This is a genomic window from Chitinophaga sp. (assembly GCF_036566945.1).
In the GTDB taxonomy this organism is placed as follows: Bacteria; Bacteroidota; Bacteroidia; order Chitinophagales; family Chitinophagaceae; genus Chitinophaga.
This window is the reverse complement of the sequence record NZ_DATCVJ010000662.1, coordinates 1-12,107: the sequence shown is the minus strand read 5'-3', so window position 1 is coordinate 12,107 and position 12,107 is coordinate 1. Positions and strand designations below refer to the sequence as shown.

Annotated in this window: 11 protein-coding genes; 3 read left to right on the top strand and 8 right to left on the bottom strand. The window is 44.8% G+C overall.

All coding sequences use genetic code 11. From position 1 onward, the window contains the following. Window positions 1-89: 89 nt before the first annotated feature. From VIP81_RS20195 to panC, 8 genes are all read right to left on the bottom strand, one after another. Window positions 90-980 carry a DUF1338 domain-containing protein gene (locus tag VIP81_RS20195; RefSeq protein WP_331965346.1) on the bottom strand — a complete coding sequence of 297 codons (891 nt, stop codon included), beginning with the start codon at window positions 978-980 and terminating at the stop codon, window positions 90-92. A gap of 90 nt (window positions 981-1,070) precedes the next feature. Continuing rightward, on the bottom strand, window positions 1,071-2,141 hold the full coding sequence (locus tag VIP81_RS20190) for a saccharopine dehydrogenase family protein (protein ID WP_331965343.1): 1,071 nt from the start codon (window positions 2,139-2,141) through the stop codon (window positions 1,071-1,073). 476 nt (window positions 2,142-2,617) lie between these two features. After that, window positions 2,618-3,433: a 3-methyl-2-oxobutanoate hydroxymethyltransferase gene (panB, locus tag VIP81_RS20185; RefSeq protein ID WP_331965340.1), complete on the bottom strand. Its 816-nt coding sequence runs from the start codon at window positions 3,431-3,433 to the stop codon at window positions 2,618-2,620. Window positions 3,434-3,656: 223 nt separating this feature from the next. Next, complete coding sequence (locus VIP81_RS20180; protein ID WP_331965337.1) at window positions 3,657-4,544, bottom strand: exopolyphosphatase; 888 nt, start codon at window positions 4,542-4,544, stop codon at window positions 3,657-3,659. A 44-nt stretch (window positions 4,545-4,588) separates the two neighbouring features. Next, window positions 4,589-6,736, bottom strand: coding sequence for a polyphosphate kinase 1 (gene ppk1 / locus VIP81_RS20175; protein WP_331965334.1), 2,148 nt, complete (start codon window positions 6,734-6,736; stop codon window positions 4,589-4,591). A gap of 283 nt (window positions 6,737-7,019) precedes the next feature. Further along, entirely contained in the window at window positions 7,020-8,054 is a 1,035-nt protein-coding gene (locus tag VIP81_RS20170; RefSeq protein WP_331965331.1) for a lysylphosphatidylglycerol synthase transmembrane domain-containing protein, read from the bottom strand. A gap of 44 nt (window positions 8,055-8,098) precedes the next feature. After that, window positions 8,099-8,443: an aspartate 1-decarboxylase gene (gene panD / locus VIP81_RS20165; protein ID WP_133811105.1), complete on the bottom strand. Its 345-nt coding sequence runs from the start codon at window positions 8,441-8,443 to the stop codon at window positions 8,099-8,101. A gap of 120 nt (window positions 8,444-8,563) precedes the next feature. Next, on the bottom strand, window positions 8,564-9,427 hold the full coding sequence (panC, locus tag VIP81_RS20160) for a pantoate--beta-alanine ligase (protein ID WP_331965326.1): 864 nt from the start codon (window positions 9,425-9,427) through the stop codon (window positions 8,564-8,566). Between the two features lie 110 nt (window positions 9,428-9,537). Between panC and VIP81_RS20155 the strand changes: the two genes are divergently transcribed. The 3 genes from VIP81_RS20155 to VIP81_RS20145 form a co-directional block, all read left to right on the top strand. Beyond that, window positions 9,538-10,356 (top strand): glycogen/starch synthase, encoded by an 819-nt coding sequence (locus VIP81_RS20155; RefSeq protein WP_133811107.1) that lies wholly within the window; start codon window positions 9,538-9,540, stop codon window positions 10,354-10,356. 54 nt (window positions 10,357-10,410) lie between these two features. Continuing rightward, window positions 10,411-11,772 (top strand): DUF4270 family protein, encoded by a 1,362-nt coding sequence (locus VIP81_RS20150; RefSeq protein ID WP_331965321.1) that lies wholly within the window; start codon window positions 10,411-10,413, stop codon window positions 11,770-11,772. Window positions 11,773-11,793: 21 nt separating this feature from the next. After that, window positions 11,794-12,107 (top strand): S-adenosylmethionine synthetase N-terminal domain-containing protein (locus VIP81_RS20145; RefSeq protein WP_331965318.1); only part of this gene is annotated, 314 nt, incomplete at its 3' end.

Here is a 12,107-nt window from a genome sequence, read left to right as displayed (position 1 = left end):
GTTGTTGCCGGTGCTGATACCACTTTGTTCTGTAGTGATGCCAAATGCTTTTAAGATGTCTTCCATTATGGGTGTATTATTAAACTAAATTAGGAACTTTTTTTTGTTTGGGTGGCGTAGGTGCTTTCAAAGATCTTATCGGCATTGCCGGCTTCGAAACCTTCCCGTCTTTGGGCTCTGCCTATTTCTCCTGCAGGTAAATGTGCAAATTGGGGCAGCACCTTTCTTTCTGCAAACTCTACATAGGAACCTGCAATCGCCTGCTTTTCTCCGCCTGCAAATGCTGCGGTGATCATACCCGCTACTGTGGCGCTTTGTAGCAACCCACCATCCGGACTGGTTTTTATTTTGCCCCCTGCATCATTCAAACGGAAACCATGTTTTTCCAGGAAGGTGTTGAAATCAGCCACGGTATTGTATCCTGCCGGTAAATTATGTACACTCACCGTAAAGTGATTGAGATAATACCGGTTATAAATTACCCAGGCGGCATATTCGCTTTCCGCTGCCAGCAGCTGGTAATCAGCCAGGGTAGGGGTGCGCCAGAGGGAGCTGTGTAAAAAGGTATCTACCGCGCTGGCATCGTCGAGCTGCAGTGTATTTACCGGATCCGTTTTCACTTCGCTGGTATAGCGGTGAATAATGTCCTGCGCGGCTTCACTGAGGTCATTCACCCTTAATTCACTGATAAATATGCGCGGGTATTGCGGTTCCGGGGGTGCATACCACCACGCATCCAGCTTTTTGGCAGCGAAATGGTAGTGATCCATTTTCGTATAGCCGTAATGAAGAAATATTTTTTCCAGGGATTGTACGCCCAGCTGAGGCACCCCCATTGTTCGGAAAGCGATATGATCATTCTCGATATCATCCGCCTGCTGAATGATCCCTTCTTCAATCATGGCGGCAATTACCGCTGCCACATCCGGTACGCGTTGCTGATAACGATCCATCAGCCCTTTTAATACATCTTTTAACATGTGAGGATGCTTTTTTAGTAATTAGCCGTTAGTGTTTTTAATAAAGAGGCTACTCTTTACAAAAATTTACCAATGACAATCCTTTAACTGCTAATTATAATATACCGCAAAGCGGTTGTTGATTAAATCATTGAATGCTACGTCTTCCTGCCGGACAAAGCCATTGGCCGGGAGCAGCCCCTTTGCGTGGAGGTCTATGACTGCGCAGGCAGCACCTGCGGTGGTCAGTTGTATGGCGGTGAAATCCTTGCCGGCCACTGACTGGTTATAGATCTTACGTGAATAGGAGCGTTGCACGGAGCGTCCGTTCACCATTCCTGAAACAGACACAAAAACCAATACCACATCCTGGGCAGTGAAAGGTATGCTATCTTCCATAATCTCTTTCAAAATATCCCTTTTTTTATTAAGTTTTAGTTCGCTCAGGAGTATTTTCATGAGGTGGCAATGGCCGGGATAGCGCACTGTTTTGTAGTCCAGGTTATATACTTTTTTGTCCAGTATTTCGGCGAGGGCGCCCAGTCCACCGGAGGTATTGAAGGCTTCATATTCCACGCCGTCCAGTGCAAAGCGCTCGTAACCTTCCATAGGCATCACTTCTTTACGGGCCCCTTCATAGATGGCATCGCAGGGGTTGCAGTATTCATTGATCAGTCCATCGGTGCTCCAGGTAAGGTTATACATGAGACTATTGGTAGGAAACTGGGGAAGCGCTCCTACACGCAGGCGAACGGCATCCAGCGAATCAAACTGTTTGGCGATATCATAAGCCGCAATGCTGATGAAACCTGGCGCCAGACCACACTGTGGCATAAAGCTAACATTGGCTTTGGCGGCTATTTCCCGGATGGCATTGGTAGTAGCTACATCTTCCGTTAAATCAAAATAGTGGGTATTGGCCTGGGCGGCGGCAGTGGCAATTTTTACATTCAGGAAAAAGGGGCAGGCGCTCAGTACGATGTCTTGTTCCTGCAGGCCCTGTTGTAGCGCGTTGGCGTCGTTTACATCCAGGATAGTTTTGCGGATACCGGCGTCTGTGCATTTATCCAGTAAGGCCTGGTTGCTGTCTGCCAATGTTACTGCGTAGTCGCCGGACTGTTTCAACAAGAAAGCGGCGGTTTCGCCGATCTTGCCGGCGCCGATAATCATTACACGTTTCATAATCTGTTTGGAATTATAGTGATGAGCAGCACATGGTTTGCGCTGTTATAAGTGAATATATACACGGATCCGGGATACTACGTATAGTCATTACCGTTATATGCTTATCGCGCGTTTTTCAGATCGGTAAAAAGGAACCAACGCGAAAAAAGGAATGACGACAGCCAATAACAATAATAAAAGTCAGTATTGCTGAAATACAGCACCAGGAACCGCTTTAGCGGCATGTAAATAAAGATGTGCAGGGAAAATACCCGATGTGCTACCTATGGCACATGGGAGCAAGTGCTCCGTAGATAGGAGAGTAGAGAAAGCTGTATGTTTAACAGGTAGTTCATTTAACGAAGCGAATATAAGGGAAAATTACGAATTACAAATTACGAATTACGGATTTGTGAGAAGATAGTAGCGGATGATTTCCGCGCTTACCATCTACGCTCAAATCCGTAATTCGTAATTCGTAATTTGTAATTCAATCAATATTGTTCATTGTCGTTCGGGAAGTCCTTGGTTTTTACATCATTGATGTAAGCCTGGGTAGCGCCATAGATCTGGCTGTAAAGGTCCAGGTAACGGCGAAGGAAGCGTGGTTTGAAATCTTTGTTGATGCCCAGCATATCGTGCATGACCAGTACCTGTCCATCTACATATTTACCGGCGCCGATACCAATAATGGGAATACTCACGGTTTCAGCCACCGTTTTGGCCAGGGCAGCAGGGATTTTTTCCAGCACAATTGCAAAGCAGCCTGCTTCCTGCAGCAGTTTAGCATCGCTGATAAGCTTATTGGCTTCTGCTTCTTCTGTAGCACGTACGGCGTAGGTACCAAATTTGTAGATCGATTGTGGCGTTAGTCCGAGGTGGCCCATTACCGGCACACCGGCAGAGATAATCCTTTTTACGGATTCGATGATTTCTTCGCCGCCTTCGATTTTGATCCCATGCGCACCGGTTTCTTTCATGATACGGATGGCAGAACTGAGTGCTTCTTTGGAATTTCCCTGGTAAGAACCAAAGGGAAGATCCACCACAACGAAGCAACGTTTAATCGCCCTTACAACAGAAGCGGCATGATAGATCATCTGATCCAGGGTAATAGGGAGTGTGGTTTCATGACCAGCCATTACATTGGACGCAGAATCACCGACCAGCAGGATATCAATCCCTGCATCATCAAAAATGCGTGCCATGGAGTAATCATATGCCGTCAGCATAGATATTCTTTCCCCATCCACTTTCATCTTCTGCAGTGTATGCGTGGTGATACGCTTTATTTCTTTATTCACAGACATAAGCAGTAGCTTTTAGCATTTTGCTGTTAGCAATAACCGCAAAGGTGGTAATATAAAAAGATAAATGGAAATGTTTTTTTAGCTTTTAGCAGTTAGCTTTTAGCTATTAGATAACAGCGATTAGTATTCAACTGGAGACAGCTACTTTTCATGTATGTGACTGTCATTTGGTGGCTAATCGCTAAAAACTAACAGCTAACAGCTAATAGCTAACAGCTGTTCATCAGCTAACCACTGCAATTTCTTCGTAAAGTGCATGGATAAGACCATCGGCCAATCCGATCTTGGGTACGTAAATTTCCAGCGTATCGGCCCAGCGCATAATGTTCACGTAGATCTGCAAGGCAGGTACGATTACATCGGCGCGGTCTTCCCGCAGGTTGTACAGGTGAATGCGCTCTTCTACGGTGAAGCTGCTTAGCTCCTTGTAGTAGTCTTTCAGCGTATCCAGCGATAAAGGCTTGCCTTCCTTGCGTTTGGAGAGAGAGAATATTTTATTGATGTTGCCGCCGGAACCGATCGCGATCACGGGGCCTACGGCTTTGAGTTGTTGTTTCAGAAAGTCTTTCAGCACCTGCCATTGGGCTTCGGTTACCTGTTGTTGCAACAGCCGGATGGTACCTATATTGAAAGATTCCTTGAAGATCTGTTTGCCACCGCCGAACAGCGTAATTTCCGTACTACCGCCGCCCACGTCAATATAGAGGTAGGACTTGGTTTTATCCATGTTTTCCGCCACATGGTTTTCATAGATGAAAGCCGCTTCTTCCTGTCCGGAAATGATTTTGATATCGATGCCTGTCTGTGCCTTTACTTCCTGCAAAATCACTGCGCCATTGGTGGCGTCGCGCATGGCAGAGGTGGCGCAGGCTTTGAGATACTTCACTTCATATACGTCCAGCAATAGCTTATATGCCTTGATGGTATCAATGAGATGATTGGCTTTTTTTCCGGAAATAACATTGTTGTTAAATACGTCAAATCCCAGTCGCAGTGGTACTCTCACCAGGTTTAGTTTGGTAAAGTCCATTACGCCCGCACTGTTGGGTGATGCTTCAGAAATGAGCAACCTGGCAGCATTGGAACCTATATCAATCGCAGCTAATTTCATCTGTCAGTCATTATATCAAGGGGCAAAAGTAAAACATTTTAAAGTTACAGGTATTGTTTTTCGTGCAGGTATTTATAGATCTCTATTTGCGTACGTATTTTTTTGTCGCCGTCTTTCCGGTATTCATTGAGCTGCTCATTATCCAGTATACGTGCTTTTACGTTGCCGCTCAGCTGAATTTTCATGATGTCGATCAACTCCTGGCGTATAGCCGGGTCCGTTATATGTGCCGCTGCTTCTATGCGGTGATCGAGGTTGCGCACCATCCAGTCGCAGGACGCAATGTATACTTTTTCCTGGCCGCCGTGGTGGAAAATGAATACACGGGCATGTTCCAGGTATTCATCCACAATGCTGACAGCCGTAATATTTTTTTTCCACTTTTTATTTTCCGTATAAGCGCAGCAGATGCCCCGGATCACCATTTGAATATCTACCCCGGCTTTAGCGGCCTCGTAGAGTTTGGCAATAAGGGTAGCATCAGAAAGGGAGTTCATTTTAATGATGATACTGGCTTTCTTTTTATGTTTGGCGTTCTTTATTTCACGGTCTATCAGTCGCAGGAAAGTATCGCGCATGTTAAGCGGACTAACCGGCAGTGTTTTGCAGCCTTCCAGTATTTTGATATCATGCCGCTGACTTTCCAGGTAGGTAAAGATGCGGTTCATATCTGCAATGATGGCACGGTTGGTGGTTAACAGGCAATGATCGCCGTAAACGCGGGCTGTTCTTTCATTGAGGTTGCCGGTACTTACAAAGCCACACTGAATGGTTTTGGTGCCTATCCGTTTTTTGATCACACAGAGCTTGGCATGTATTTTCATATTCGGAATGCCCAGCAATACTTTTACACCTTCTTCTTCCAGTCTTGATTTCCAGTCGAGGTTGGCCGCTTCATCAAAGCGTGCGCGGAGTTCCAGCACTACGGTTACCTGTTTGCCATTGCGGACGGCGTTGACCAGTGCATTCACTATCTTGGAATTACGGGCAAGCCTGTACGCAGTTATTTTAATGGAAGAAACGTTCGGGTCTATGGCAGCTTCTCTTAACAGATCGATGATGGTATCGAAAGAGTGGTAAGGAAAATGCAGCATCACATCCTGCTGCTGGATCACATGCATAACACTGGGTGCATTGAGGAACAGCGGATGCGTAAAGGTTTTACGTTGTAAATGTGGTGGAAAGATGGAATCCGGGAAGTCCATAAAATCCTTGAAGTTATGGATACGGGCGCCTGGAATGAGATTATCTTTTCCCGATAATCCTTGTCTGCGCATGAGGTATTCCAGCAACAGCGGATCAATATCCTTGTCATATACAAACCGCACCGGCTTGCCTTTACGCCGGTCTTTCAGTCCTTTTTCAATCTGGTGAATCAGGCTGTCGGAGATGTCGTTGTCGATATCCAGTTCTGCATCACGGGTTACTTTGATGATGTGTGCCGCGAATTTATCATAACCAAAGTACACGAATATATTTGGTAAGCAGAAGCGTACCAGGTCTTCCAGCAGAATGATATCATGCTCACCGGGTTTGGACGGGAGAATGATGAAGCGGGGAAGTACGCCGGTAGGGATTTCTATCAGTGCAAATTTTTGTCTTACAGAGTTATCCTGCCGGGCCAGTACAATGGCCAGATAAATAGATTTATCACGCAGAATAGGGAATTGTTGTATGCTCTCAATCATCAGGGGAATGATGTTGGTGCGTACCTGTTCATTGAAGAAATTCAGTACAAATTTCTGTTGTTCTTTATTGAGCTGTTTTTCTGTACGTAGAAAAATATGTTGCGCTTCCATTTCGGAGGCAATGTCTTTCCAGACCAGGTCAAACTCCCGCTGCTGCTCAATTACCCGTGTTTGTATTTCATCGAGTATTTGATCGGGGTTTTCTTCCAGGTGCATTTTGGAGGCTTTGCCGAAAGACATCATTCTTTTGAGGGTAGCAACTCTTACCCTGAAAAACTCATCAAGATTATTGGAAAAAATCCCTAAGAAGCGGATACGTTCACGAAGTGGTACGGATTTGTCTGCAGCTTCCTGCAGCACTCTGGCGTTAAAAGAGAGCCAGCTGATATCCCTGGCAATCATTTTTTTCTTTTCTGCCTGGGGCTTTTTCCGGGTCGTTTTCTTTACTAGTATTACATCGGGCATTGTCATAATATCAAGGTTCTCACCATTCGGCAAACGCATACTAACATATTTACATTCAAAAAAATCACATCATCTAAACTACGATGATACAGCTTTCGCTTTAAATAGAGTATTAAATTAAAGTTAAAGAAAAGCGGGGAAAAACGCGGGTTTTTGTCTTAGTGCAGGATTATACTGATTTAGATGATTTTCATGATTTTTTTTCGGGATTAGAAAGGATATAAAAGAGATTAGGGAAGAAGATGCGGTTATCCTCATCTTCTTCCCTAATCTCTTTTAATCTTATAAAATCAAAAAGTAAAAATCATGAAAATCATCTAAATCAGTATAATCCTGAGCTAGACAAAAACTCGCTTTTTTTCTTATTGTAGATAGGCAATGCCACGAGGCTTGCGAGGCCAAGGACGAGCACCAGGATCGTTTGTGCTACCCAGATGATCCAGCCAAAGGCGAAGCCGATAGCAAGCGGGATGCCATAAACGACCAGTGTTACCTGCACCAGCAGCTGATAGGCGCCCATACCACCCGGCATAACGATCATGCCTACACTGCCAATCATCAGAATGGCCAGTGCCGCATTGAGGCCCAGGTGGGACGTTTCCTGCAGGCAGAAAAAGCCGATGTATACCTGGGACAGGTAGCAGGACCAGATGAGTATAGAGTGAATGATAAACCATATTTTTTTCTTCCTTTCCATTTTACCAATGGAGAGAAATCCTTCCGTAATACCGCGTACCAGGTTTTTAACGGTAATGGCTACTTTGGATCTGGCGAAGCGGCGCAGCAGCCAGACGAGGAGCAAAAGGAACAGGGCACCGATAACGATACCAATGAGCAGTTGTGTTCCGTTGGCCTGTGCTACTTTATCCGATATCTTTTGAAGGATCATGTCGTGAAGCAGGGAACCGAGGAGGTCGAGCTGTGTGACAACGGTGAGTACCATTAGCAGGAGCAGACATACCAAATCCACTGCTCTTTCGGCGATCATGGTCCCTACCAGTTTATCGGCGGGTACTTTCTCATACTGGGCAACAATGCCACAACGGGTTACTTCACCGAGGCGTGGCACGGCGAGGTTTACCAGGTAGCCTACCATTACGGCGAAAAAAGTATTGAGGGTGGTGGGCTGGTATCCCAGTGGTTTCATCAGGAGTTTCCAGCGCACCGCGCGGAACCAGTGACTGGCAATACCGATGGTCATGGTAGGGATGAGCAGCCAGTAATTGGCTTTTCGCAACGCATCTTTGATCTGATCCCATTGATCTGCCTTGATATTCCTGGTGAAAAGCCATATCAATAGCACCCCAGCGCCAAAAAAGCAAATAAACTTAATGACGTTCTTAAGCGTTTTGGGCATGATCCAAAGTTGTTTTAGGGCGTTAATAAAAACAGTATACCGGATTAGAGTTTATTCCCTTCTTTAGGGAAAATGGCAATAGGTGTATATTTTTTAGCTTCTTCAAAATCCATTGTGGCATAGGAAATAATAATTACTATGTCACCCGGGGCAACGAGTCGGGCGGCGGGGCCATTCATACAGATTACACCGGAACCACGTTTACCTTTGATAACATAGGTTTCCAGTCTTTCTCCGTTATTTACGTTCAATACCTGTACTTTTTCGTACTCAATTAAACCAGCGGCATCCATCAGGTCTTCGTCAATCGTAATGCTTCCAACATATTGCAGATTGGCTTCCGTAACTACCGCGCGGTGAATCTTACACTTTAAAATTTCGATTTGCATATTTATAACTGGCTTAACGCTGTAAAAAAAGAGCGTTCGCAAAGCTAGGAAAAAAATATGGAAGATCGAACAAGGCATGCAGCAGTAATGCAGTGTTTGCTGAATGCCTTGTCCGGCAGGCTAGAGGCTTCCCTGCAGTACCATGTTGTCGATGAGTCTTACCCCATCCAGCCATGCGGCGAGGGCCACAATTACGGTGGCATTTCCTGGTGGTTGGTCGAGCGGGTGGAGCATATCGTTGTCGAGTTGAAGGATATCCACGTATTCGGGCTCAAAACCCTGTTTTTTGAGTTCGTCAAAAGCTTCATGGGCGCCTTCCATGAAATGGAGCCCTTTTCCAAAATTGTTTTTGATCCGGAGAAGGGCCTGGTAGATGGCGGTAGCTTTTTTTCTGGCAGCGGGAGAGAGGCGGGCATTGCGGCTGCTCATGGCCAGTCCGTCTTTTTCTCTTTCCGTAGGACACACGACCAGTTTTACGGGAGAATGGGTAACTACCAGCAGCCGGCGAATGATCAGACATTGCTGCAGATCTTTTTGTCCCATAAAAAGCTGGTCAGGTTGCACAATATCAAGTAACTTGTGAACAATGCGGCCCACGCCCTGGAAATGTCCGGGACGAAATTTGCCTTCGAGTATTGTTTCCAGGTTGCCAAAGTCGTAATGCAGATCACTTTCCAGTCCTTCCGGGTACATCTCTTCTACGGATGGTAAAAAAAGTATATCTGTTGAAACGTTATTTAATTTTTTAATATCCTCCTCGATGGTAATGGGATATTTTTCAAAATCTTTTGGATCATTAAACTGAGTAGGATTGACAAAAATGCTGCAAACGACCACATCATTATTTTCCCTGGCTGCCTGAATAAGTGACAGGTGCCCTTCATGGAGGGCGCCCATAGTTGGCACAAAACCAATGCTTTTGTTGCTTTTTCTTACCAGGTCCAGGTGCTTCTTCAGGTCCGCGCTGCGCTTAAATAGATACATAAATCATTGCTTAAAAGGATGTTAAAACTGACAGATTGGCCAATATTCCGTAAAAAATCCGTAATTTTGCAAGCCAAATTAAAAATTACTGCATTAATAATCAGCGTTAAATGTCCACAAAGAAAAGAATTCTTTTTATTGCCCAAGAGATGTCGCCGTACCTGGAATTGAGTGATTACGCGGCAATGGTCAATAAAATGGCAATTAAGTCCAATGAGGCTGGCCTGGAAGTGAGAGTGATCATGCCTAGATTTGGAATTATTAATGAGAGAAGACACCGTTTGCACGAGGTCGTAAGGTTGTCAGGGATCAACATTGTGATTGACGGGGATGACTATCCGTTGATTATCAAGGTGGCTTCGCTTCCTAATGCCCGATTGCAGGTTTACTTCCTGGATAATGAAGATTATTTTAAGCGTAAGACTGTTTTTGCTGATGAAAACGAAGAGTTTTTTGACGACAATGCAGCCAGAGCCGTCTTCTTTTGTAAGGGAGCCCTTGAAACGGTGAAGAAATTCGGATGGCCTCCTGACATCATTCATTGCAGTGGCTGGATGACCTCTCTGATCCCCATGTATTTGAAAACGGCCTATAAAAAAGAGCCGGTTTTCGCTAATTCAAAAATTATTTATTCGTTGACGCCCAACACGTTCAAGGAAAAGTTAGGCACTACCTTTGTTAAGAAGGCCACGATCAGCAACCAGATCAAAGAAAAAGATATGGAGCTGTTCAAGGAAGGTACCAATACTGCATTGAACAGAGGCGCAGCTAAATACGCGGATGCTGTTGTACTTGCCGGTGATAAGCTGGAAAAGAAAGTGGTGGATGAAGTGAAAGCAGAAAAAGGTAAGATTATTTTACCTTACAAAAAAGAGAACGAAGATCTCGGTGATTACCTGCAATTGTACAACCAATTACTGGGAAAATAGCTATCTTAAAGCACGTTCGGGCAGTAAAAACAATACTCACTAACAACATAACGCGTGAAGATCAATTTCAGGAACCTTAGCTTCTTAGCTACCTATATTACTCTACTGTACGGAGCAACCGGTTGTAACAAATCCACTCTTCTGGGTGGTGGCCTTATTCCTCCCAGCGATTTCGTGAATGCGCAGGATACGGTCCTTTCTGGTATTATTGCTAACAACATACTCCGGTATGATTCTACTATTTTAAACGGCAATACAGCCTACGCCAAAATACTGGGTTCCATTACCACGGATCCTGTTTTCGGTAAAACTCACGCTTTCGTATACACGCAGGTATCTCTGCCGCAGAGTGCTTTCACTTTTCAAGGGACCGGACAAACCCTTGATTCGGTAGTATTGTCACTGAGCTACAATGGCTATACCGGCGACTCTGCCTCACCTCAGACCTTTAAGGTGTATCGTATGGCGGAACCTAATTTTACCATTGATTCCAACTATGCCTATAACAGGGCGCTGGCATACAATCCCGGTGAATTACTGGGCCAGGTAACCGTTACGCCGTTATCACTCCGTGATTCTGTGAGCGTTTATGGCACAAAGGAAACGGCGCAGCTGCGTGTTAAATTGAGCGATGCATTTGGTAGAGACCTGCTGAATCAGAAATCTGATGGCGCATTTGCAACAGATTCTGCTTTCCGTGCTTATCTGAAAGGCTTCGCCTTAATACCTGATACCAGCAGAGGTACCAACAGGAACATGATTTACCTGAACCTGAATAGCAGCGATACCAAACTGACAGTATTTTACAAGAATTCAACTGATGATTCCCTTCGTGCTACGATGGCGTTTAATCAATATGCCAGTGCACATGCCAATTACTTCACCCGTAATTATAATGGTTCACAGGCCGGCAGATTCATTAACACCGGTAATCCGAAAGGAGATAGTATCCTGTTCCTGAATGCCAGTCCTGGCTTGTATACCAAACTGACAATTCCTGGCCTGGAAAACTTCCCTGCTGTGCTGATCAACAAAGCAGAACTGGTCATCACACAAATCACTTCCGGTGTCAGTGATATGAATAATATATTTATTGAACCAGGAAGCTTATCTTTACGGCAGTATGGAAACGGGGACTCCACCAAAATCCCTGTCGATTATTATTCGAGTGGCGGCGCAGCTTATTTTGGAGGCAGCCGTCAGGTGATCACCAACTTTGGAGGTGTACAGATTGTACAGTATACCTTTAACCTTGCTAATACCGTTCAAAGGTTTATCAAAAAACTCGATACTAATAACGGCTTCAAACTGGAAGGTTATTCTCCACTTTACATGGATGTGAATCGCGTAAAAGCAGGTGGTAGTGATCTGTCACAATACAATATCAAGCTTCGAATTATTTACACTAAACCATAAAACTACTAATCCCAGTTTTTTATGCCTTATTTATTTACATCTGAATCCGTTTCAGAAGGACATCCGGATAAAGTAGCTGATCAGATCTCTGATGCGCTGATTGATAACTTCCTGGCATATGATGCCACCTCTAAAGTAGCATGTGAAACACTTGTAACTACCGGTCAGGTTGTACTGGCAGGAGAGGTGAAGTCTGAAGCTTACCTGGATGTGCAGGATATCGCAAGAGAAGTAATCCGCAAAATAGGTTATACCAAGAGTGAATATATGTTTGAAGCCAATTCATGTGGTATTCTCTCTGCTATCCACGAACAATCACCTGATATCAATCAGGG

Excerpts from the sequence above, each read along its gene's own strand:
- panB (WP_331965340.1), bottom strand. The coding sequence starts at position 3,433 with ATGTCTGTGAATAAAGAAATAAAGCGTATCACCACGCATACACTGCAG.
- VIP81_RS20170 (WP_331965331.1), bottom strand. The coding sequence starts at position 8,054 with ATGCCCAAAACGCTTAAGAACGTCATTAAGTTTATTTGCTTTTTTGGC.
- panD (WP_133811105.1), bottom strand. The coding sequence starts at position 8,443 with ATGCAAATCGAAATTTTAAAGTGTAAGATTCACCGCGCGGTAGTTACG.
- VIP81_RS20190 (WP_331965343.1), bottom strand. The coding sequence starts at position 2,141 with ATGAAACGTGTAATGATTATCGGCGCCGGCAAGATCGGCGAAACCGCC.
- VIP81_RS20180 (WP_331965337.1), bottom strand. The coding sequence starts at position 4,544 with ATGAAATTAGCTGCGATTGATATAGGTTCCAATGCTGCCAGGTTGCTC.
- VIP81_RS20155 (WP_133811107.1), top strand. The coding sequence starts at position 9,538 with ATGTCCACAAAGAAAAGAATTCTTTTTATTGCCCAAGAGATGTCGCCG.
- VIP81_RS20195 (WP_331965346.1), bottom strand. The coding sequence starts at position 980 with ATGTTAAAAGATGTATTAAAAGGGCTGATGGATCGTTATCAGCAACGC.
- panC (WP_331965326.1), bottom strand. The coding sequence starts at position 9,427 with ATGTATCTATTTAAGCGCAGCGCGGACCTGAAGAAGCACCTGGACCTG.
- ppk1 (WP_331965334.1), bottom strand. The coding sequence starts at position 6,736 with ATGCGTTTGCCGAATGGTGAGAACCTTGATATTATGACAATGCCCGAT.